The following is a 21,709-nucleotide window of genomic DNA, read 5'->3' as shown; positions in this document are numbered from 1 at the left end:
GGCGGCGGGAGGTGTCCCGCCGCCGGACGGTGGCTCAGTCCACGTCTTCCTGGCTGATGCCGAGCCCCGGGAGGAGTCCGGGGAGCAGCGGCGGCAGGGTGATGTCCGGCTCGGGTTCCCCGGTGCTGGGCGCCGGGTCCGGCTGGATGTTCTCCAGGGGCGGCTTGAGCAGGTCTCCGGGGTCGCCGGGGAGCAGTCCGGTGGGGTCGGACTCCTTGCTCCGGTCGGCGGTGGGGCCGGTCGGGGCGGGGGTGCTCTGTCCGGGTGTGGCCGAGGGCGGGCTGCCCGGGGCGCGGGTGGTGCTGCCGGGCCGCTGCTGGGTGCTGCCGGGGGCCGGCGAGGTGCCGCGGCTCTGCTCGGGCGGCTTGGGGAGCAGCCTCTGCAGGGGGGCGACGTCATCGTCTATGGCCTGGAACACCGAGGAGACCTGTTCGCCCATGTCGCCGAGTTGCGGCGGGAGCTTCTCGCGGAGTTTGCCCCAGGCGTCGCGGTGGGAGCGGGAGAAGGCGGTCAGGGCCTGGATGGGGCCGAGGGAGCCGTCCCGTTCGTAGGCCGACTGGAGCAGTCGGTGGGCTTCGGTGGCGTCGTGTCTGACGCCGTTCAGGGCGCGGCGGATCTCGCTCAGGTCCTCGTGGTCCAGCTGGCCGGTCTTGCCGCGCTCCATCAGCCGGCGCGCTTCCGACAGCCTGGTGGAGGCCTGGGTGAGGTAGAGCTCGCCCCTGTCGGAGTCGTCGTCGGCCATGCCGAGCTTGAGGTCCTCCATCCCGAGTTTCACGGGGTAGAGGGAGTCACCCGGCAGGGCGTCGGAACTGGCAGCGGCCACTCCGCTGAAGGCTCCCGCGGCCACACCGACCGTGAGGCCGCCCGCTGCGATGCCCTTGGACCAGCGGGAGCGGGGCCGCAATTTCCGGAGCGGGCTCGCCCGGTGGGCGCCGCGGCCGGTCCGCTGTTCGGGCACCAGAGGGTCCGAGGCGGCACCGCCCCCGGCCCTCTCCTCCATCACCATGGCCTCCATGGCGGCGACGAGCTGTGCTCGTTGCACCACTTTGACCTCGGCGTCCAGCTCCGGGCGCGGCATACGTTCGCCGAGCACGTTCGCCAGGGCCAACAACCGGTTGTGCTCGGCGGGTTCGGCAGGTTCGGCAGGTGCCTCGGACTGCTCGGCCGCCGGCTCCGGATCAGCAAGGTCGGACGGGGTCCGATCCTCCAGGGCCTGGGCGAAGGCGTTCGCCCGCCGGTGGGTGGAAACGTTCGCGATCACTGGCGGCACCTCCTCTCGTCATGACGATCGACTCCCCGGGGTGTCCGGAAGGTTGCCTTCCTTGAGCGCATCCACACTTTCGAGTGACTGGCTTCGGGCAGGGCGTGTCCACAGGGAGCCTGCATTCCGCACAACGAGCGGCGCGGCAGTTGGGTTACGGACGAAGGATGATCGGACCACAGCGACATGGGGTGACTCAGCGGGCGTCTTCCGGGAGCAGGCGGGCCAGGGTCCGGACCGCCCGGTATTGGAGGGTTTTGATGGCGCCCTCGTTCTTCCCCATGACCCGGGCGGTCTCGGCGACCGAGAGTCCTTGCAGGAAGCGCAGGGTCACGCATTCCTGCTGCTGGGGATTGAGCTTGCGGACGGCTTCGAGCAGGGCGGCGTTGGAGAGGGACTCCAGGACGGAGTCCTCGGGGCTGCGTTCGACCTCGTTGGCGTCGAGCATCTCGCCGGTGGTCACTTCGAGCCGGAACCGGCTCGATTTGAAGTGGTCGGCGACCAGGTTCCGGGCGATCGTGACCAGCCAGGCCCCGAAGTCGCGGCCCTGCCAGGTGAAGGTGGAGATGCGGCGCAGGGCGCGCAGGAAGGTCTCGCTGGTGAGGTCCTCCGCCGTGGCCTTGCCGCCCACCCGGTAGTAGATGTACCGGTACACGGTGTCGCTGTACTGGTCGTACAGGCGGCCGAAGGCGTCGGCCTCGCCGGCCTGGGCCCGTTCGACCAGGTCCATCATGCGGGCGCTGTCGCTGTCCGCGGTGGGGCGGCGGGCGGCGGTGCCGGTTCCGCCGTTCCCGGAGGCGCCGCCGGAACGGCCGCGTCTGCCCACCGTGGCCCCGCCGTCGGTCAGGGCGTAGCAAGGTCCGGCCGGGCCGATACCGGCCGGGACCGCGGTGGCGAAGGCGGGGACGGCGTACGCGGTGGGGACGAAGCCGCGCAGCTGGTCGATGACCGTTGCGCGCAGCGTAGCCAGGCCCGAGGCGTCAACCCCGACAGGTGGGTACACGGGACTCCCAGAGGCAGAGCTTCCATCACGTGCAGTGCGGGACCGTTCACCCGTCGTGGCGACAGATGGGCGGCGGCATGCGTTTGAGGAGAATAACGCTTCGTACAGGCAGCGCTACACCCAGTTGCGAAAATCATCGCTTCCGACACTTCTGTTGCGTGTCGAGGGCATATTCGGTCGCAGTCCGTGATCGATTGTTGATCGTTTTTCCGCTCGGAATGGATGCTTCCGGGGCCTGTTGTGGCCGATCCGGGCATGGCCGAGTACCGCCCCCTCGGGGCGGGAAGACTGCGGGACCGGCCGTACGGCTACTTGCGGCGGCGGTGCAGGGCGATGGCGGCCGCGGCCCCGCCCGCCAGCGCGCCGACCCCGGCGGCGGCCGGGACGCCGACCTTCACGGCCTTGCGGCCGGTGCGGTAGTCGCGCAGCCGCCAGTCCTGGGCGCGGGCATGCTTGCGCAGTTTCGTATCGGGATTGATCGCGTACGGGTGTCCGACCAGCGACAGCATCGGGATGTCGTTGTGCGAATCGCTGTACGCGGCGCAGCGCGCGAGGTCCAGGCCCTCGGCGGCGGCCAGGGCGCGCACCGCCTCGGCCTTGGCCGGGCCGTGCAGGGGCTCGCCGACCAGGCGGCCGGTGTAGACCCCGTCCACGGATTCGGCGACGGTGCCCAGGGCGCCGGTCAGGCCGAGCCGGCGGGCGATGATGGTGGCGGTCTCCACCGGGGCGGCGGTGACCAGCCAGACCTTCTGGCCGGCGTCCAGGTGCGCCTGGGCCAGGGCCCGGGTGCCGGGCCAGATCCGCTCCGCCATGTACTCGTCGTAGATCTCCTCGCCGATGGCCATCAGCTCGGAGACCTCGTGGCCCTTGACGATGGAGAGGGCGCTGTCCCGGGCGTCCTGCATGTGCTCGGGGTCCTCGACCCCGGCCAGCCGGAACCAGGCCTGCTGCCAGGCGAACCGGGCCAGCTCGCGGCGCTGGAAGAACTCGCGCTTGTAGAGCCCGCGGCCGAAGTGGAAGATCGCGGCGCCCTGCATCACGGTGTTGTCGAGGTCGAAGAAGGCGGCGGCGAGGTCGTCCCCGGCGACCGGGAACTCCTCCGGTTCGGTCTCCTCGGGCTCCTCCGCCTCCGCGAGGTCGGGGAGGTCCGCCTCCGGGTCCAGCGCGGACTTGCGGGCGGCCTCGGCGGAGGCCTCGCCTGCCAGCACGCTGCGCGCGGTGGCGGAGCGCCTACGGGGGGTGAGCCATCCCAGAGCGGCCATGACGCGAGCATAGCCACTGTGTTCGGTGGGCCTCGAACCGTGGGGAAACGGATCCGTTAACACTTCGCTCCGATCCGGCGCGGGAGAATGGGGGCATGAGTCCTTTGCTGCGTCGTAAGGAAAAGAAGGGTCCCGGGGAGCGGATGGTCACGCTGATCGGGAAGCCCGGCTGCCATCTGTGTGACGAGGCCCAGGAAGTGATCGAGAAAATCTGTGCTGAAACCGGCGCCAAATGGGAGAAGAAGGACATTTCTCAGGACGAGGAGCTCTACCGGCTCCACTGGGAGCAGATTCCGGTGGTGTTGATCGACGGTGAACAGCACACCTTCTGGCGGGTGAACCCCGACCGGCTGCGCGGCGCGCTGAGGGCCTGAGGAACTCGCGTGACCCCGGTCACTTTGCTCGGACAAAGCGGACACAATCTTTGTGCACGCGTTCACAAAGACATAGCCTGCATTCGACGGGGCGGTCCTGGGACAAGCGGCCGCCTGCAGCCCCGCTCATCCCGCAGGAGCATCGTGGCAACTGGCCGAACTCACCGACCGGCGACCCGCAGCCGAGGCATTCCCGAGGCCACTGTCGCCAGGCTTCCGCTGTACTTGCGCGCCCTCACCGCGCTCTCCGAGCGATCGGTGCCCACGGTGTCCTCGGAGGAGCTCGCCGCGGCCGCCGGAGTGAACTCCGCGAAGCTCCGCAAGGACTTCTCCTACCTGGGTTCCTACGGCACCCGGGGCGTCGGCTACGACGTCGAGTACCTCGTCTACCAGATCTCCCGCGAGCTGGGCCTGACGCAGGACTGGCCGGTCGTCATCGTCGGCATCGGCAACCTGGGCGCGGCCCTCGCCAACTACGGCGGCTTCGCCTCCCGCGGCTTCCGGGTCGCGGCGCTCATCGACGCCGACCCGGCCATGGCCGGGAAGCCGGTGGCGGGCATGCCCGTGCAGCACACCGACGAGCTGGAGAAGATCATCGAGGAGAACGGCGTCTCGATCGGGGTCATCGCGACCCCGGCCGGCGCCGCCCAGCAGGTCAGCGAGCGGCTGATCGCCGCCGGTGTGACCTCCATCCTGAACTTCGCGCCCACCGTCCTGTCCGTGCCCGAGGGCGTGGACGTGCGGAAGGTGGACCTCTCCATCGAGCTCCAGATCCTCGCCTTCCACGAGCAGCGCAAGGCCGGCGAGGAGGCCGCCGCGGCCGCCGCCGGGGACCAGGCCGCCGAGCCGGCGCCGGGCGGCGGCACCGCCCTGGGCGCGCCCGGCGCGGGCGCCCCGGTGCCGCCCTCCGCCCGTACCGCCGCCGCGCCCCGCAAGGGCGGTCCGGAGGGTGATGTGCCGGCGGTGATGCCGGCATGAGCCTCCTCGTCGTGGGACTGAGCCACCGCAGCGCGCCGGTGAGCGTCCTGGAGCGCGCCTCGCTGCACGCGGACGCCAAGATCAAGCTGCTGCACGACACCCTCGCCGCCGAGCCGGCGGCCGAGGCGGCGGTGCTCGCCACCTGCAACCGGATCGAGCTGTACGCCGACGTGGACAAGTTCCACGCCGGTGTCGCCGAGCTGTCCACCCTGCTCGCCCAGCACAGCGGGGTGGCCCTGGAGGAGCTCACCCCCTACCTGTACGTGCACTACGAGGACCGGGCGGTGCACCACCTGTTCTCGGTGGCCTGCGGACTGGACTCGATGGTCGTGGGCGAGGGCCAGATCCTCGGGCAGATCAAGGACGCGCTGGCGCTGTCGCAGGACCTGCACACCGCCGGACGGCTGATCAACGACCTGTTCCAGCAGGCCCTGCGGGTCGGCAAGCGGGCGCACAGCGAGACCGGCATCGACCGGGCCGGGCAGTCGCTCGTCACCTTCGGGCTGGAGCAGCTGGCCGCGCGCGAGCCGGTGGACGCCTGGGCGGCCGGGAAGCGGGCGCTGGTGATCGGCGCCGGCTCGATGTCCTCGCTGGCCGCGGCGACGCTGGCGCGGGTCGGGGTGGCCGAGGTGGTCGTGGCCAACCGGACCGCGGAGCGGGCCGAGCGGCTGGTGGAGATCCTCGGGGCCGCGGGGGCCGCCGCACGGGCCGTCCCGATCAGCGGGGTCGCGGACGAGCTGACACGAGTCGACGTGGTGGTGTCCTGCACCGGCGCGACCGGGCTGGTGCTCACCGGGGACGACGTGGCCTCGGCCGTGGCCGGGGGCGGTCCGCTGCTCCCCGGCTCCCGAGTCCCCGCCCCGGAGCCCGCGCCCGTCACCCCGGCCGAGCCGGAAGCGGTGCCGGCCGGGCTGGACTCGGCGGTGCTCGCGAAGCTGGCGGAGATGGCGCAGGCCGGCGGGCGGATCGCCGACGCCGGGGCCGCGCGGACCATCAGCACGGCCGTGGACCCGGACGGCTGTCCGGTCGGACTGGACAGCCTGGCCGCCGACCCGGCCCGGACCGCCGACGGGCGGGCCGCGCTGACCGGGGTGGACGCGAACTCCCTGGAACTCCACGGGACCTGGGCCGACCAGGGCGAGGCCGCCGCGATCCGGATGCCCAAGCGGGTCGGCCGGGCGCAGTGCGACGAGGCGGTGCCGGTGCGTCTGGCCCTGCTGGACCTCGCCATGCCCCGGGACATCGACGCGGCGGCCCACCGGCTCCCCGGGGTGCGGCTGGTCGACATCGAAAGCCTGGCCGAGGCCAGCGCCGACGCGCCGATGGCCGCGGATGTGGACGCGGTGCGCGCGATAGTGGCGGATGAGGTGGCGGCTTTCGGTGCCGCCCAGCGCGCGGCGCACATCACGCCCACAGTGGTTGCCCTGAGGGCGATGGCCGCGGAGGTCGTCGCGGGAGAGGTGACCCGGCTCAACGGCCGGCTGCCGGAGCTCGACGACCGGCAGCGGGCCGAGGTGACCCAGACGGTACGGCGGGTCGTCGACAAGCTGCTGCACGCGCCGACGGTGCGGGTGAAGCAGCTGGCGAGCGAACCCGGTGGCGCCGGCTACGCCGACGCGCTGCGCGAACTCTTCGACCTCGACCCGCAGACGGTGGCGTCCGTCGGCCGGGCGGACCAGAACCACGACTCAGGACGGGCATCATGAACACACGGCTGGACCAGCCCCTCCGGCTCGGCACGCGCCGCAGCAAGCTGGCGATGTCCCAGTCCGGGCACGTGGCCGAGGCGGTCCGGAAGATCACCGGCCGGCCGGTCGAACTGGTGGAGATCACCACGTACGGCGACGTCTCGCGCGAGCACCTGGCGCAGATCGGCGGAACCGGGGTGTTCGTCACCGCACTGCGCGACGCCCTGCTCCGCGGTGAGGTCGACTTCGCCGTGCACTCGCTGAAGGACCTGCCGACGACGCAGCCCGAGGACCTGGTGGTCGCGGCGATGCCGCAGCGCGAGGACCCCCGGGACGCGCTGGTGGCCCGGGACGGACTCCGGTTCGAGGAGCTTCCCGACGGGGCCCGGGTCGGCACCGGTTCGCCGCGCCGGATGGCGCAGCTGAACGCGTACGCCCGCAGCCTCGGCAAGACCGTCGAGACGGTGCCGATCCGCGGCAACGTCGACACCCGCATCCAGTTCGTGCGCGACGGCGAACTGGACGCGGTGGTCCTGGCGGCGGCCGGTCTCAACCGGATCGGGCGCCGCGACGAGGCGACCCACCTGCTGTCGGTCGACCATGTTCTGCCCGCCCCCGGCCAGGGGGCACTGGCGGTCGAATGTCCCGCGTCCAGCGTGGACCTGATCGCCGCGCTCGGTGAGCTCGACGACCCGTACACCCGGGCCGCCGTGACCGCCGAGCGATCCCTGCTCGCCGCCCTGGAGGCCGGCTGCAGCGCGCCCGTGGGAGCGTTCGCCGACCTGTTGGCCGACGGGCAGATTGTCAACGAAATGCGCCTGCGCGGCGTCGTCGGAACCCTCGACGGCTCGACGCTGGTGCAGCTGTCCACCACCGGACCCGTGCCCCAGTCGTACGACGAGGCCATGGCGCTCGGCCGCGAACTCGCGGACGAGATGCTGGCCAAGGGCGCGGCCGGTCTGATGGGGGAGCGATCCCTTTGAACCCCTCAAGTCTCAACCCCTCCGCGTTTCCGGCTCCCGCCGCCCACGGACACGTCACCTTCCTGGGCGCCGGCCCCGGCGATCCGGGTCTGCTGACGCTGCGCGCCGTCGAGGCGCTCTCGTCGGCGGACGTGCTGATCGCGGAGCCCGAGGTGCTCGACGTCGTCCGGACGCACGCGCGCACGGGCGTGGACACACCACAGCTGACGGTAGCTGACGAAGCGTCAGCCGCCGCCGGGGTGCCGGTGATCCGGGACGCGGCCAATCTTGTCATGGAGGCCGCGCGCACCGGCAGGCGGGTGGTCCGTGCGGTCACCGGCGACCCCGGACTGGACGGCAGCGCCACCGAGGAGATGCTGGCCTGCGCGGCCGAGGGCATCCCCTTCGAGGTGGTGCCGGGCGTCGCGACGGCGGTCGGTGTCCCCGCGTACGCGGGTGTGCCGCTGCGCGACAGGAGCGGCACGGACGTCCGCTTCCTGGACGCCCGGACGGCCACCGCCCGCTGCTGGACCGAGGCCGGGGCCAGCGACGGCACCCTGGTGGTGTCGGCCACGCTGGAGACGGTGTCGGCGCTGGCCGCCGAGCTGGTGTCGGCCGGCCGCAAGGCGGACACCCCGCTGACGGTCACGGTGGCGGGCACCACGACACGGCAGCGGACCTGGAGCGCCACTCTGGGGACCATCGCCCAGGTGTTCAAGCAGGGCAAGGTGCTCCCCTCGCCCGAGGGCGGCCGGCCGGTGATAGCCGTGGTCGGTGAGCACCACCCGGCGGCCCGCCGCGAGGACCTCTCCTGGTTCGAGTCGAAGCCGCTGTTCGGCTGGCGGGTGCTGGTTCCGCGGACGAAGGAACAGGCCGCCTCGCTCTCCGACCAGCTGCGTTCCTACGGCGCGGTGCCGCACGAGGTGCCCACCATCGCCGTGGAGCCGCCGCGCACCCCTCAGCAGATGGAGCGCGCGGTCAAGGGCCTGGTGACGGGCCGCTACGAGTGGATCGCCTTCACCTCGGTCAACGCCGTCAAGGCGGTCCGGGAGAAGTTCGAGGAGTACGGGCTGGACGCCCGGGCCTTCGCGGGCATCAAGGTGGCCGCGGTGGGCGAGCAGACGGCCGCCGCGCTGGTCGAGTTCGGTGTGAAGCCGGACCTGGTGCCCTCCGGCGAGCAGTCCGCGGCCGGGCTGCTGGAGGACTGGCCGCCCTACGACCCGGTCTTCGACCCGATCGACCGGGTGTTCCTGCCGCGTGCGGACATCGCCACGGAGACCCTGGTGGCCGGGCTGATAGAGCTCGGCTGGGAGGTGGACGACGTCACGGCCTACCGGACCGTGCGCGCGTCCCCGCCGCCGGCCGACACCCGTGAGGCGATCAAGGGCGGCGGCTTCGACGCCGTGCTCTTCACCTCCTCGTCCACGGTGCGGAACCTGGTCGGGATCGCGGGCAAGCCGCACAACGTGACGGTCATCGCGTGTATCGGCCCGGCGACCGCGAAGACCGCCGAGGAGCACGGGCTCCGGGTGGACGTGCTGTCGCCGGAGCCGAGCGTGTCGAAGCTGGCGGAGGCCCTCGCCGAGTACGGCGCGGCGCGCCGCGAGGCGGCCAAGCAGGCCGGGGAGACGGTGTTCCGGCCCAGCGAGCGGCGGCCGGGCGCACGCCGCCGTCGTACGACGTGAGGGGTCCGGGCCGGTTAGCCGGCGGATCCGGAGGAACGGGCGGGCCCGGGTGCACAGCGCACCCGGGCCCGTTCTGTGCGTCCGGGCCGACCTCCTGCGCCCGCCCCGCCGCGGGGTCGGGTGGTCCGTAATCCCGTTGTGCCCGGAGGCCGGGCCGGTCATGATCGCGGCCGGGCGACGGAGGGGGAGCACGCATGACGGATACGGACACGGGCGCGGATACGGGTACGGGGGCCGGTGCGCTGGAGGCGGCGGCAAGGGCGGGGGACGCCGAGCGGGTCCTCGCCCTGCTGGCGGCGGGCGCGGACCCGGACGGGCCCGGACCGGACGGACTGCCCCCGCTGTGCGCGGCCGTCCAGGCGTACGCGGTGGAGGCCGCCGCGGCGCTCGTCGAGGCCGGAGCCGACCCGGACCGGGTCCTGCCGGACGGCACCACCCCGCTGCTGCGGGCCGTCGAGGGCGGCTGCGCCCCGGTGGTGTCGGCCGTCCTCGGCGAGGATCCTGCGGTGCGGGTGCCGGCCGGGGAACGGGAGCGGCTGCTGGCCGCGGCCCGCCACTGGTACGAGACCGGGGCCGAGGCGGAGCTCCGGCGCCGCACCGGGGCGGCGGGCCCGGCACGGACCGTGCCGGTGGAGGTCGACTGGACCGCCATGGAGGAGATCCGCCTCGGCGGCCGGTTGGTGCGGGACGGCCACGGGGCGGTGCTGACCGTCCTGGAGTGGGCGTTCCGGGTGCTGCCGCCGGTGGCGGAGCTGGTGGAGCGGGCCGCCCGCCGGGACGACCCCTGCCACACCGACCGGTCGGAGGTCCGGCACGTGCTCTCGCAGCGGCGCAGCAAGGACACCTGGGAGGCGGTGCTGTCCTACCGCGACCACCCCTCCCCGGCCCACCGGATGGTCGTGATCGACTACGTCTCCCTACGGGACGTCCTCGCGAGCTTCAGCGGCAACTCCGGCTACTACGCGAAGGCGGAGGGTCCGCTGCTGGAGGAGTGGGCGGCCCGGGAGGCCGACGGCGGGGTGCTCGCCGCGCTCCTCGACTTCCTGGGCGACGGCCAGCGCCCCGTGCTCCCCGAGCTGGGACACCGCCACGCCGGGCACCCCGACGCCCGGGTGCGCCGCGAGGTGCCGTACTGCCTGGAGATCGTGGACCGGCCGGCGACCGCGGCGGACCTCGCGCTGCTCCGGACGCTGTGCGCGGACCCGGACGCCGGGGTGCGGGGCACCGCGGCCGGGGTGCTGGGGCGGCTGGACGGCTCCGCCGCCGCCACCGTCGGGCTGCTCCTCGGCCTGGTGCGCGACGGCGACCCGGAGGTCCGCCGGGCCGCCGGGTACGCCCTGGCCTCGGGCCCTGACCGCGGCGCGGAGGTAACCGCGCTGCTGGCGGACCTCCTGCGCGATGAGGACCAGGAGCTGCGCCTGACCGGTGCCTACGGCCTCGCCGAACGGGACGATCCGCGCACCGCCCGCGCTTTCGAGCTGGCCGGCCCGCTCGGCGAACGGTACGAGCACGACGGCCGTCTGAGGGCACTGTGGCACTGGCAGGACCGCACCGCCGCGACACCCCGGCCTCCGCACACGCCCTAGGCTTGCCCCGACAGAGCTGTCTGGTGGAGAAGGCGACTGAAGATGAGCACGTACGGATCGTTCCCCGGCTCGCGGCCCCGTCGGCTGCGGACCACCCCGGCGATGCGGCGGATGGTCGCCGAGACCCGCCTGCACCCCTCGGACCTGATCCTGCCGGCCTTCGTCCGCGAGGGCATCAGCGAGCCGCTCGCCATCTCGGCGATGCCGGGCGTCGTCCAGCACACCCGCGACACCCTCCGGAAGGCCGCCGTGGAGGCGGTCGCCGCCGGAGTCTCCGGGATCATGCTGTTCGGCGTCCCGGCCGACGAGAACAAGGACGCCCTCGGCACCGCCGGAACCGAGCCCGACGGCATCCTCCAGCTCGCCATCCGCGACGTCCGCTCCGAGGTCGGCGACGACCTGGTGATCATGTCGGACCTGTGCCTGGACGAGTACACCGACCACGGCCACTGCGGCGTCCTGGACGAGCACGGCCGGGTGGACAACGACGCCACCCTGGAGCGCTACGCCGAGATGGCCCAGGTCCAGGCCGACGCGGGCGTCCACGTGGTCGGCCCCAGCGGGATGATGGACGGTCAGGTCGGAGTCGTCCGGGACGCCCTGGACGAGACCGGCCACGAGGACGTCGCGATCCTCGCCTACACCGCCAAGTACTCCTCCGCCTTCTACGGCCCCTTCCGCGAGGCCGTCGCCTCCTCGCTCCAGGGCGACCGCAAGAGCTACCAGCAGGACCCGGCCAACGCCCGCGAATCCCTGCGCGAGCTGGCCCTGGACCTGGAGGAGGGAGCCGACATGGTCATGGTCAAGCCGGCCGGCCCCTACCTCGACATCCTCTACCGGGTCGCCCAGGCCGTGGACGTCCCGGTCGCCGCGTACCAGATCAGCGGCGAGTACGCGATGATCGAGGCGGCCGCCGAGAAGGGCTGGGTGGAACGCGACCGCGCCATCCTGGAGACCCTCACCGGCATCAAGCGGGCCGGCGCGGACACGATCCTCACCTACTGGGCGACCGAGGTCGCCGGCTGGCTGCGCGACGAGCGCTGACGGCCACCACGGCGCACCCTGGAGTGCAGGAGGTGGTCTACATGTCCACGCTCGCAGGCTGGCACGTGGAGCTGGAGTTCGACGAGCAGGGCGACCGCACGGGTGCGGTGGCCCTGCTCCGGCTGCCCGACGGCAGCGAGATGAGGGCGCGCGGCTACGCCATGCGCCACCCGTCCGACCCGGAGCAGCTGAGGGTCGGCGAGGAGATCGCCGGCGCCCGCACGCTCATGGACCTCGCGTCCCAGCTGCTCCAGAAGGCGCACGCGGAGATCGACGAGGTCTCGGGCCGGCACTCCTACCCGCTGACCCACTGAGCGAGGTGGGTCCAGGACGCGGGCGAGAGGGTGAGGCTGGGCCCGTGCGGAACCTTGGAGTCCCGCACGTGCACCCGCTCGGCCTCGGCCGCGCCGCAGACGGCCATCTCCACGCAGTTCCCGCCGTCGCTGCCGCTGTAGGACGACTTGCGCCATTCGACGGCCACTTCGAGGCAGTCGCCGCCTTCACTGCCGCTGTAGCTGGACTTGAACCACTTCAGTGCGGTGCTGGTGCTCATCGATCTCCTAGCAGCCGGTTCAACAGGTCCCTGGTTTCCTCGGGGTTGAGGGCCTGTGTCCGGAGCATCGCATACTTCTGTGCCAGGATGCCGAACTCGTCGGGGTCGGTGACCAGCTGGCTTCCGCGCTGGCTCTCCACATAGCCGAGGTACTGCCGTTTCGGCGTCTCCAGCAGGACGAAGGGGCCGTCGAGGGCCGGGTGGGCAACCCGGTCCATCGGCAGGATCTGGATGGTGACCCCGGGCAGCCGGGAGCATTCCAGCAGGTGGCGGAGCTGCTCCCGGTGCACCTCGGGGCCGCCCAGCGGGGAGTGCAGGGCCGGTTCCCATATGACGAAGCTGGCCAGCATCGGATCCTTGCGGCGCAGCACCGGCTGACGGCCCAGCCGGGCTGCGGTCTGATCCGCGATCTCCTCCTCCGTGAACAGCGGGATCCGGCTCCGGAACACCGCCTCCGCGTAAGCCTCGGTCTGAAGCAGCCCCGGAACTACCTGGTTCTGGTACGAGGACAGAGCCAGTGCGGTCTTCTCCAGCTCGATCAGCGGCTCGGCCCACGGCGGGAACATGTCCACGAGGGGTACGTTCTCCGCCGCGACGGTCAGTAAGCCCGGCAGGCCGAGGACCCGGTCCATGTGGGCGGCCACGTCCGGCATCAGGACGCGTCTGCCCTGCTCGATGGAGGCGATGGTCTCCTCGTGGAGACCGACCGCCTCGCCGAGTTCGCGCTGGGTCATCCGCTTGGCGATCCGGGCGGCGGCCACCTGGCTGCCGACCATCCGCATCGCCGTCGCATTGGGCCGCGCCCGTTTCCTCGGTGGCATGGGGAGGAACTCCCCACCCGGGCCCCGAAGTAGCCGTCCCCGACCCGTACAGAAACTCCGGTCGGGGTCCGCGCGTGGCCCCGACCGGTGGGCGCGGACCCGGGCGGTGGACGCCTGGTCCCGGCAGCCTGGCCTGTTACGAGACCTACTTGATGGTGAACCCGGTGATGTTCTGGACGGGCAAAGTGACCGACTTCTTCAGCGAGTTGTCGGTGGTGTCGAATTCGAGAAGGCTCTTCCGTGTCCCGTCAGTGGGTGCTCCCAGCCCTGTTGCGGTTACGTAGAACTGCCTGCCGGAGGCGTGCATACGGATATTGTCGGGGCACTTGTAATTGTTCCCGGGGGTGGTTCCGTCGAATTTTATCGTCTGTGTCACCGTGTTCGTGGTCAGGTCAACCACGGTGACCTTCGGGTGCTCCTCCTCGGTGTGGCAGATCTGCTGTTTGCTGTCCACCACATAGAAGGTATTTCCCTTGAAAGCCATGGACCTCGGATAGGCCCTGTCTCCGGGCTTGTTGAGGTCGAGTGCCACCGTGATCTGCTGGGTAGCGATGTCGATGACCCTGATCAATCCGTCGCTGTGGCTGGAGGCGTAAATCTTCGTTCCATCCGGATTGAATTCCATGAATCGGACGCCGGGCGCCTGGAAGGTTGCAACGACGGTGTTCGTTGCCGTGTCAATCATGGAAATCTGATTGAATGCGCTGGCGAACAGGTAGTCCCCTTGGGGCCTCATCTTCAAGGAGTAGGAATGTACGGGGATCTTTCCCGTGAGTGTGTTGGTTGCCAGGGAGAACGCCTCGATCTGCCACTGACCTGCTTCCTGGGCCACCGAATAAACATGGGTGCTGTTGGATACGGTCCCATTGAAGGAGTCGATGACGTTGGACGGGATTTGCGTGACCTTCGTGTTGGTGGCCGTGTCGAACACGTCCATGAACCCGCCCGCAAGGGTTCTCCTGGGCGCGTAGATCCGTGTGCCGTCCGGTGACATGGCGCTGCTCCAGTAACCACCCGCCCCGACTCCGTCCAAGGTTCCGAGGTTCTGGAGGGTGCCGGACTCCAAGCGGTGCAGCTTGTTGGTTCCCGCCGTTACGTAAATGTCCCATTCGCTTGCGTGTGCCGGTTGCGTCAGCGTGAGCGTCAGGCAGGCGGCGGCGCAAGAGGCCGTCAGTATTCGCTGTATCCTCGAGGCGTTACTCTTGCGTGAGTAGAGCATTTCAGTCCCCACATTCCCGATCCGTGAACCTGCTTCGGTGGCCCCAATGGGTGCGGCGTAGGCAAAACTAGAAGGAGCCGTTACCGGGGGCACGGGGGGTGCCCCCTTAGGGCACCCCTAAATGGCTCCGGGGGTCCGGGGATTCGCGACGGAGTGCCTCCGGGGCACGGTGCGCGGGCCGGATCGGCCGTGATCAGCGGCTCGGTCCGGCCCCTCGCCGTACGGGGATTAGGAGGGCTGCTCGGGGGCGTGCGCCCGGATCACCGAGAAGACGCCGCCCTGCGGGTCGGCGAGGACCGCCATGCGGCCCGCGACCATGTCGAAGGGCGGGGCGAGGACGCTGGCGCCGGCGCGGACCGCCGCGTCGACCACGCTGTCCGGGTCGTCCACGTTGAAGTACGCCATCCAGTGCGCGGGGACGCCCGGCGGCATCTTGGCCAGGTCCATCATCCCGGCCACGGCCCGGCCGCCGACCTGGAACTCGACGTAGTCCCCGGCGCCCTCCATCTCCGAGGGGCCGGTGGAGACCGGCAGCACCGCCTCGTAGAAGGCCCTCGCCGCCGCCGGGTCGCCGGTGGCCAGCTCGTTCCAGATCAGCGCGCCGTGCTCGTTGACGATGCCGGCCCCGTCGAAGGACCCCGCCTCCCACAGGCCGAACACCGCGCCCGTCGGGTCGGCGACCACGGCCATCCGGCCGAGGTCCATCACGTCCATGGCGTCGAAGAGGGGCGTGCCGCCGGCGGCCGTCGCGTCGCGCAGGGCGCCGTCCAGGTTGTCGGTGGCGAGGTAGGTCGTCCAGGCGACCGGGGGCATCGGGTCCGGGACGGTGCCGTCCGGGTTGCTCGCCCGCATGATTCCGGCGACCGGCCGGCCCTTGAGCGTGCAGACGGCGTATCCGCCGGTCTCCGGCGGGCCCACCTCGCCCTGCCAGCCGAACAGGTCGCGGTAGAAGTCGAGCGCGGCCTGCTGGTCGGGGACCATCAGATCGATCCAGCAGGGGGTGCCGGCCTTGTAGGGGCCGTTCTTGTCGGGCACGGGCGCTCCCACGGGTAGGGGGGAAGGACCCAACCCCCCTACCCGGACAAACCACCCGGAATCGATCCGTTCGAGTGATTCGCCGCAGCGGTGCCTCAGAGCTTCTCGGGGGTGCGGATGCCCAGCAGGGACATGCCCTTGGAGAGGGTGCGGGCGGTCAGCTCGCACAGGAACAGGCGGTTCTCGGCGACCTCGGGAGCCGGCTCCGGCTTGATCACCGGGCACTGGTCGTAGAACGTCGTGAACAGCGAGGACAGCTGGTACAGGTAGGCCGCCAGCTTGTGCGGGGCGTACTCGGCGGCCGCCTCGCCGATCAGCTCGCCGAAGGAGTCCAGGTGCAGGCCCAGCGCCCGCTCCGCCGGGGCCAGCTCCAGCTCCGGGTGCGCGGCCGGGGACCGGTCGCCCGCCTTGCGGAGGATGGACCGGATCCGGGCGTACGCGTACTGGAGGTACACCGAGGTGTCGCCGTTCAGCGAGACCATCTGGTCCAGGTCGAACTTGTAGTCCCGGGCGGCGGAGGTCGACAGGTCGGCGTACTTCACCGCGCCGATGCCCACGTACCGGCCGTTCTCCACGATCTCTTCCTCGGACAGGCCGACCTTCTCGGCCTTCTCCCGCACCACCGCGGTCGCCCGGTCCACCGCCTCGTCCAGCAGGTCCACCAGCCGCACCGTCTCGCCCTCACGGGTCTTGAACGGCTTGCCGTCCTTGCCGAGGACCGTGCCGAAGGCCAGTTGCTCCGCCTTCACGTCCTCGTTCAGCCAGCCGGCCCGCCGGGCGGTCTCGAAGACCATCTTGAAGTGCAGCGACTGCCGGGCGTCCACCACGTACAGCAGGGTGCTCGCCTTCAGGTTGCCGACCCGGTCGCGGATCGCCGACAGGTCGGTCGCCGCGTAGCCGAAACCGCCGTCCGACTTCTGCACGATCAGCGGGGTCGGGTTGCCGTCGGGGCCCTTGTACTCGTCGAAGAACACGCACAGCGCGCCGTTGGAGCGGACCGCGACCCCCGACTCCTCCAGCAGCCGGCAGGTCTCCACCAGCATGTCGTTGTAGCCGGACTCGCCGACGATGTCCGGGTCCTGGATGTCCATGTCCAGCTTGTCGAAGACCGAGTAGAAGTAGATCTTCGACTCGTCCACGAACCGCTGCCACAGGGCGAGGGTCCGCTCCTCGCCCGCCTGGAGGTCCACCACCCGGGCCCGGGCCCGGGTCTTGAACTCCTCGTCGGAGTCGAACAGCGCTCGGGAGGCCTTGTAGAGCCGGTTCAGGCTGGACATGGCCTCCTCGCCGGAGACCTCCGCGCCCGCGTCCGCGCCCTCGTGGTCCAGCTCGTGCGGGTGCTCCATCAGGTACTGGATGAGCATGCCGAACTGGGTGCCCCAGTCGCCGATGTGGTGCCTGCGGACCACCGTCTCGCCGGTGAACTCCAGGATCTCGACCATCGCGGCACCGATCACCGCGGACCGCAGATGGCCGACGTGCATCTCCTTGGCCACGTTCGGCTGCGCGTAGTCGATCACCGTGGTGCCCGCGGACGCCGAGAACGGCACCCCGAGCCGGTCGTCCGCGGCCCGCGCCGCCAGGGTCTCCACGATCGCCCGGTCGGCCACCGAGATGTTCAGGAAGCCCGGCCCGGACACCTCGATGTCCGCGATGACCCCGCCCTTGTCCAGGGCGTCCAGCACGGTCGCCGCCAGCTCGCGCGGATTGGCCTTGGCCTTCTTCGCGAGCGCCAGGATGCCGTTCGCCTGGAAGTCCGCCCGGTCGCTGCGTCGCAGCAGCGGGTCGACGGCGGCACCGGCCTCCGGCAGGGCGGAGGCGAGGGCGTCCGCGACGCGCTGGTTGACGGTCGAGGCGAGGGAAGGGACCGAGGCCATGAGCTGCCGTTCCTGTGAGACGGGAGAAGACGGGAGAGGTGCCCCCGAGCTGCCCCCGAGTATCCCACGGGGCGACTTCCCGTCTCACGGGATAAAGGCAACCCCGGAGCGGCGGCTTCCGTCTGGGAGAATGGCCGGAGGTAAGGCTGACGCCAGCATTTGAGATAGAAGGACGTGTCGTGGCTCAGAGCAGCACCGAGACCGACTGGGTCTCCCGTTTCGCGGACGAGGTCATCGCCGAGGCGGAGCGCCGAGCACCCGGCAAACCTGTCGTCGTCGCGTCCGGACTCTCCCCGTCGGGCCCCATCCACCTGGGCAACCTCCGCGAGGTCATGACCCCGCACCTGGTCGCGGACGAGATCCGCCGCCGGGGCATCGAGGTCCGCCACCTGATCTCCTGGGACGACTACGACCGCTACCGCAAGGTGCCGGCCGGCGTCCCCGGAGTCGACGGCAGCTGGGCCGAGCACATCGGCCGCCCGCTGACCTCGGTCCCCGCCCCCGAGGGCTCCGCGTACCCGAACTGGGCCGAGCACTTCAAGGCCGCCATGGTCGAGGCGCTTGCCGAGCTCGGCGTCGAGTACGACGGCATCAGCCAGACCGAGCAGTACACCGCGGGCACCTACCGCGAGCAGGTCCTGCACGCGATGAAGCACCGCGGCGACATCGACGCCATCCTCGACCAGTACCGCACCAAGCAGAAGCCGGGCGGCAAGAAGCCCCAGCAGAAGCCGGTGGACGAGGCCGAGCTGGAGGCCGCCGAGGGCTCCGGCGCCGCCGCCGAGGACGACGGCAGCACCGGCGAGGGCGGCTACTTCCCGTACAAGCCCTACTGCGGGCAGTGCGGCAAGGACTTCACCAAGGTCACCGCCTACGACGACGAGACCACCGAGCTCACCTACGTCTGCGCCGAGGACGAGTTCACCGAGACGGTCAAGCTCTCCGAGTTCAACCGCGGCAAGCTGGTCTGGAAGGTCGACTGGCCGATGCGCTGGGCCTACGAGGGCGTGATCTTCGAGCCCTCCGGCGTGGACCACTCCTCGCCCGGCTCCTCCTTCCAGGTCGGCGGCCAGATCGTCCACATCTTCGGCGGCGAGCAGCCGATCGGCCCGATGTACGCCTTCGTCGGCATCAGCGGCATGGCCAAGATGTCCTCCAGCAAGGGCGGGGTCCCCACCCCGGCCGACGCGCTGAAGATCATGGAACCGCAGCTGCTGCGCTGGCTCTACGCCCGCCGCCGCCCCAACCAGTCCTTCAAGATCGCCTTCGACCAGGAGATCCAGCGGCTCTACGACGAGTGGGACAAGCTGGAGGCCAAGGTCGCCGACGGCAGCGTGCTGCCCGCCGACGCCGCCTCCCACACCCGCGCCGTGCGCACCGCCGCCGCCGAGCTGCCGCGCACCCCCCGCCCGATGCCGTACCGGACGCTCGCGTCCGTCGCCGACATCACCGCCGGGCACGACGAGCAGACCCTGCGGATCCTCGGCGACCTCGACCCGGAGCAGCCGCTCACCTCGCTGGACGAGGTCCGGCCCCGGCTGGACCGCGCCGAGAACTGGATCACCACCCAGGTCCCGGCCGACCAGCGGACCCTGGTCCGCGAGGAGCCGGACACCGAGCTGCTGTCCTCCCTGGACGCGGACGGCCGTGAATCCCTGCGGCTGCTCCTGGAGGGCCTGGACTCGCACTGGTCCCTCGACGGGCTGACCACCCTGGTCTACGGGGTGCCGAAGGTGATGGCCGGGCTGGAGCCCGACGCCAAGCCCACGCCGGAGCTGAAGGTCGCGCAGCGCACCTTCTTCGCCCTGCTCTACCGCCTCCTGGTCACCCGGGAGACCGGCCCGCGGCTGCCCACGCTGCTGCTCGCGGTCGGCGCGGACCGGGTCCGCAGGCTGCTCGCGGCGTAGCGGACCGCGCCCGGCACGGCGAAGGGCCCGCACCCCTGGGGGGTGCGGGCCCTTCCGCATGCTCGCGGCCGCGGCCGCGGCCGGGGTCAAGGTCGGGGTCAAGGTCGGGGTCAGGGCTTGGGCAGTTCGCATTCCCGGCGGGTGAGGTCCAGCGCGTTGCCCGCTCCGACGCAGGCGGCGATCGCCGCGGTCCGCGTGGCGTATCCGCGCCCTCGGTGGACCGTGGTGCCCGTGCCGTCCACCTCACACGGGTTGTTGAGTTCGCACTGCTTGCCGTCCCGGTTGCTGGTGCTGTTCACCGCGACGAGCTCCCCGGTCCGGGCATCGACCACGGCCGATCCGGAGCTTCCGGGCCGGGTGTCGCACTCCTTCGCGTACCGGAGCGCGTCGGCCGAGGAATAGTCGCCCTCCCTGAGGGTCGGAACCACCGCCTCGACCCGGCAGGACCACACGCTTTCCAGGAAACTCGACGCCACCTTGATCCGCTGCCCGGCAGCGGGAGCGGACGAGGCCAGCGGGAACGCCTCCACCCCGTACTTCCGCCGGATGTCCGCGTACGTCGAATCCAGCTGTGCCAGCATCACGTCGGTTCCGGTCATCGTCGCGTACACGACCCGTCCCGTCACCGGGCCCAGTTCGCGGCCTGCCGGGCTCAGCACGCTGCCCTCCACCGGGACACCCTTGTCGGTGACCACTTCACCCGGCTTCGGCCGCCCCGCGGGATGGCAGTGCCCGTTGCTCAGCAGCAGGGCCTTGTCCCCGTCGCGGGCGGTGCGGGGGCGGACCAGCGAAGCCGAGCAGTTCGGGAGCCTCACGGTGCCCGCCAGATCGCCGGCAGGTCCCGGGAAGCCCGTCGGATCATCGGGGAGACCGGGGCAACTGCCGTCCGTGGTGGTGCCCTTCCGGAAGAAGTCGACCACCTTGGATCCGCAGGCCAGGTCCTTGGACTTCATACTGGAGTGCGTCGCGTCCATGACCGTCAGCAGAGAGCCGCCGATCTTCTCGTGCATCATCTCCGCCCACGCGTAGGGCGTGACGATCTCGAACTTGTGGCCTGACAGTTGCAGCCGGCTCTTTCCGGGCCTGAGGTCCCAGGCCTTGCCCGCCGGCCAGCCCGCGCAGAACATGATGAGTTCGTCGTTGGCGTTCGTCGCGAAGGGATACTCGGTCTGCCGCTTCTTCCTCATCTCGACGAAGTCCGCGTACGTCCGGCCGTCCGTGCTCGCGTTGCACATGAAGGCATCGTGGGTGAACCCGTAATTACGGCCGATCTCGCCGAAACCGAACGTCCTGCGATCCGCATTCTGCTGTCGGGGGCTGTTGCCCGCACCGCTCTTCCGGAGCTCCAGCAGTTTCGCCGCAGACCGTCGCCACCGGTCCGGAGCTGCCTTCGGATTCGGATCGAGGGACGGGGCGAATTCCGCACGACCCACCTTCGCCTGCAACGCGATCAGCGCGGACTCGACCTTCTTGGCCGAGTTCCCGAACCCGTAGGTCGCGTTCCTGTCGGCGAGCCACTTGAAGAACCGCTGGTATGCGGCGTGATCCTGCGCGACCTGTGCGGTGACGGCAGCATCCTGGCCGACCGGGGACATGATCGAGTCCAGCCACATGCGGTCGACTCGGTGGTCGAACATCGAGCGGTAGACCGCACCCAGTGCGGTGCCGCCGGAATTTCCGTAGAAGTTTATCCTCGGGTAACCCAGTACCTGCCGGATGTGGTCCATGTCCCGGGCGGCGTTCTCCATGCTGATGGAGAGCGCCAGCTCCGGGTCCTTGGCGATGCACGTGCGCTTCTGGTCCGCCTGTCGCTCGAACGCCTCCTTCTCGGTTTCCGTCGGCGGCGATTCGGGTGCGTCGCAGGAAATCTGGGCGCTGTATCCCGTTCCACGCGTGTCGATGCCGATGAAATCGAGTTCCTCGTTCATCGCAGCCAGCCGGCTGTCGAGGAGTTCGAAGGGGATCGGGGTGCCGGGCAGGCCCGGACCTCCGGGGTTGCCGAACAGGGCGCCCGTGCGCTTTCCGGTGGCCTTGACCCGGCTCACGGCGATGTCTATCTTCCGGCCGGCCGGCTTGGAATAGTCGACCGGAACAGGAATGAGGGCGCATTCACTGCGATCGTCCTTGCGGTTCCAGTCCGCCGCCGCATCCCGGCACGGCTCCCAGTTCACTCCTTTCGGGGTCGGGGTCGGGGCCGCTTCGGCGGGAACGGCTGCCAGGGAGATCAGCGAGGCGAGGACGCTGATCCCCATTCCCACTGCGATGGACGGGGCGGTCACATTCCGCACGATCATTCACACCTCTTCTATGGACGGCGGCAGGGCGAAGGCCCCTCCTCCGCCCCTGTGGGAGCAGACTGGCGGGGGAAGACTGCAGCCGTCCCTCGGGAATGTTTCAGCCGGCAGTCGGTCCCCACGGCCCGGCCCCGGCACGCCGGAGGGCCCGCACCCCGGT

The 21,709-nt window shown here is 70.9% G+C and carries 18 protein-coding genes; 9 read left to right on the top strand and 9 right to left on the bottom strand.

Features of this window, described 5'->3' with window-relative positions; all coding sequences use genetic code 11:
• Positions 1-34: 34 nt before the first annotated feature.
• The 3 genes from ACZ50K_RS25650 to ACZ50K_RS25640 form a co-directional block, all read right to left on the bottom strand.
• Entirely contained in the window at positions 35-1,261 is a 1,227-nt protein-coding gene (locus ACZ50K_RS25650) for a DUF5667 domain-containing protein (RefSeq protein ID WP_468907245.1), read from the bottom strand.
• A 196-nt stretch (positions 1,262-1,457) separates the two neighbouring features.
• Positions 1,458-2,264: an ECF subfamily RNA polymerase sigma factor, BldN family gene (locus ACZ50K_RS25645; protein ID WP_468907243.1), complete on the bottom strand. Its 807-nt coding sequence runs from the start codon at positions 2,262-2,264 to the stop codon at positions 1,458-1,460.
• A gap of 308 nt (positions 2,265-2,572) precedes the next feature.
• Complete coding sequence (locus ACZ50K_RS25640; protein ID WP_468907242.1) at positions 2,573-3,526, bottom strand: HAD family hydrolase; 954 nt, start codon at positions 3,524-3,526, stop codon at positions 2,573-2,575.
• A gap of 95 nt (positions 3,527-3,621) precedes the next feature.
• On the opposite strand from ACZ50K_RS25640, the gene ACZ50K_RS25635 reads away from it, so the two are divergent.
• From ACZ50K_RS25635 to ACZ50K_RS25600, 8 genes are all read left to right on the top strand, one after another.
• Complete coding sequence (locus tag ACZ50K_RS25635) at positions 3,622-3,900, top strand: glutaredoxin family protein (protein WP_468907240.1); 279 nt, start codon at positions 3,622-3,624, stop codon at positions 3,898-3,900.
• Positions 3,901-4,044: 144 nt separating this feature from the next.
• Positions 4,045-4,878, top strand: a complete 834-nt coding sequence (locus ACZ50K_RS25630; protein WP_468907238.1) for a redox-sensing transcriptional repressor Rex — start codon at positions 4,045-4,047, stop codon at positions 4,876-4,878.
• Positions 4,875-6,584, top strand: a complete 1,710-nt coding sequence (locus tag ACZ50K_RS25625; RefSeq protein ID WP_468907236.1) for a glutamyl-tRNA reductase — start codon at positions 4,875-4,877, stop codon at positions 6,582-6,584. Before ACZ50K_RS25630 ends, ACZ50K_RS25625 begins: the two co-directional genes overlap by 4 nt.
• Positions 6,581-7,549: a hydroxymethylbilane synthase gene (gene hemC / locus ACZ50K_RS25620; RefSeq protein WP_468907234.1), complete on the top strand. Its 969-nt coding sequence runs from the start codon at positions 6,581-6,583 to the stop codon at positions 7,547-7,549. Before ACZ50K_RS25625 ends, hemC begins: the two co-directional genes overlap by 4 nt.
• Positions 7,546-9,213, top strand: a complete 1,668-nt coding sequence (locus tag ACZ50K_RS25615) for a bifunctional uroporphyrinogen-III C-methyltransferase/uroporphyrinogen-III synthase (RefSeq protein WP_468907232.1) — start codon at positions 7,546-7,548, stop codon at positions 9,211-9,213. Before hemC ends, ACZ50K_RS25615 begins: the two co-directional genes overlap by 4 nt.
• Before the next feature lie 194 nt (positions 9,214-9,407).
• Positions 9,408-10,799, top strand: coding sequence for a HEAT repeat domain-containing protein (locus tag ACZ50K_RS25610; protein ID WP_468907229.1), 1,392 nt, complete (start codon positions 9,408-9,410; stop codon positions 10,797-10,799).
• A 42-nt stretch (positions 10,800-10,841) separates the two neighbouring features.
• Complete coding sequence (gene hemB / locus ACZ50K_RS25605; protein ID WP_468907226.1) at positions 10,842-11,843, top strand: porphobilinogen synthase; 1,002 nt, start codon at positions 10,842-10,844, stop codon at positions 11,841-11,843.
• A 41-nt stretch (positions 11,844-11,884) separates the two neighbouring features.
• Positions 11,885-12,157, top strand: coding sequence for a DUF1876 domain-containing protein (locus ACZ50K_RS25600; RefSeq protein WP_468907223.1), 273 nt, complete (start codon positions 11,885-11,887; stop codon positions 12,155-12,157).
• Here the strand turns inward: ACZ50K_RS25600 and ACZ50K_RS25595 are convergent.
• The 5 genes from ACZ50K_RS25595 to argS form a co-directional block, all read right to left on the bottom strand.
• On the bottom strand, positions 12,139-12,396 hold the full coding sequence (locus ACZ50K_RS25595) for a DUF397 domain-containing protein (RefSeq protein WP_468907221.1): 258 nt from the start codon (positions 12,394-12,396) through the stop codon (positions 12,139-12,141). The two genes, ACZ50K_RS25600 and ACZ50K_RS25595, sit on opposite strands and share 19 nt — an antisense overlap.
• The gene (locus ACZ50K_RS25590) at positions 12,393-13,217 is read right to left on the bottom strand and encodes a helix-turn-helix domain-containing protein (protein ID WP_468907219.1); all 825 of its coding nucleotides are present in this window, start codon (positions 13,215-13,217) and stop codon (positions 12,393-12,395) included. The genes ACZ50K_RS25595 and ACZ50K_RS25590 overlap by 4 nt, the downstream gene beginning before the upstream one ends.
• A 145-nt stretch (positions 13,218-13,362) precedes the next feature.
• The gene (locus tag ACZ50K_RS25585) at positions 13,363-14,283 is read right to left on the bottom strand and encodes a YncE family protein (protein ID WP_468907216.1); all 921 of its coding nucleotides are present in this window, start codon (positions 14,281-14,283) and stop codon (positions 13,363-13,365) included.
• A gap of 381 nt (positions 14,284-14,664) precedes the next feature.
• Entirely contained in the window at positions 14,665-15,417 is a 753-nt protein-coding gene (locus ACZ50K_RS25580) for a VOC family protein (protein WP_468907275.1), read from the bottom strand.
• 149 nt (positions 15,418-15,566) lie between these two features.
• Positions 15,567-17,348 carry an arginine--tRNA ligase gene (gene argS / locus ACZ50K_RS25575; RefSeq protein WP_468907213.1) on the bottom strand — a complete coding sequence of 594 codons (1,782 nt, stop codon included), beginning with the start codon at positions 17,346-17,348 and terminating at the stop codon, positions 15,567-15,569.
• 179 nt (positions 17,349-17,527) lie between these two features.
• Here argS and lysS point away from each other — a divergent pair, with 179 nt between their 5' ends.
• Positions 17,528-19,255, top strand: coding sequence for a lysine--tRNA ligase (lysS, locus tag ACZ50K_RS25570; RefSeq protein WP_468907210.1), 1,728 nt, complete (start codon positions 17,528-17,530; stop codon positions 19,253-19,255).
• 110 nt (positions 19,256-19,365) lie between these two features.
• On the opposite strand, the gene ACZ50K_RS25565 is transcribed toward lysS, so the two are convergent.
• Positions 19,366-21,507: an alpha/beta fold hydrolase gene (locus tag ACZ50K_RS25565; protein ID WP_468907207.1), complete on the bottom strand. Its 2,142-nt coding sequence runs from the start codon at positions 21,505-21,507 to the stop codon at positions 19,366-19,368.
• Positions 21,508-21,709: the final 202 nt, after the last annotated feature.

It is taken from the genome of Streptomyces sp. NPDC033845 (genome assembly GCF_055576225.1).
Note: the sequence above shows the minus strand (reverse complement) of the source record. Positions and strands in the feature narration are given on the sequence as shown.

Coding starts and splice junctions, on each gene's coding strand:
- ACZ50K_RS25600 (WP_468907223.1), top strand. CDS start 11,885: ATGTCCACGCTCGCAGGCTGGCACGTGGAGCTGGAGTTCGACGAGCAG.
- ACZ50K_RS25610 (WP_468907229.1), top strand. CDS start 9,408: ATGACGGATACGGACACGGGCGCGGATACGGGTACGGGGGCCGGTGCG.
- ACZ50K_RS25580 (WP_468907275.1), bottom strand. CDS start 15,417: ATGGTCCCCGACCAGCAGGCCGCGCTCGACTTCTACCGCGACCTGTTC.
- argS (WP_468907213.1), bottom strand. CDS start 17,348: ATGGCCTCGGTCCCTTCCCTCGCCTCGACCGTCAACCAGCGCGTCGCG.
- ACZ50K_RS25625 (WP_468907236.1), top strand. CDS start 4,875: ATGAGCCTCCTCGTCGTGGGACTGAGCCACCGCAGCGCGCCGGTGAGC.
- hemC (WP_468907234.1), top strand. CDS start 6,581: ATGAACACACGGCTGGACCAGCCCCTCCGGCTCGGCACGCGCCGCAGC.
- ACZ50K_RS25565 (WP_468907207.1), bottom strand. CDS start 21,507: ATGGGGATCAGCGTCCTCGCCTCGCTGATCTCCCTGGCAGCCGTTCCC.
- ACZ50K_RS25595 (WP_468907221.1), bottom strand. CDS start 12,396: ATGAGCACCAGCACCGCACTGAAGTGGTTCAAGTCCAGCTACAGCGGC.
- ACZ50K_RS25590 (WP_468907219.1), bottom strand. CDS start 13,217: ATGCCACCGAGGAAACGGGCGCGGCCCAATGCGACGGCGATGCGGATG.
- ACZ50K_RS25640 (WP_468907242.1), bottom strand. CDS start 3,526: ATGGCCGCTCTGGGATGGCTCACCCCCCGTAGGCGCTCCGCCACCGCG.
- ACZ50K_RS25635 (WP_468907240.1), top strand. CDS start 3,622: ATGAGTCCTTTGCTGCGTCGTAAGGAAAAGAAGGGTCCCGGGGAGCGG.
- hemB (WP_468907226.1), top strand. CDS start 10,842: ATGAGCACGTACGGATCGTTCCCCGGCTCGCGGCCCCGTCGGCTGCGG.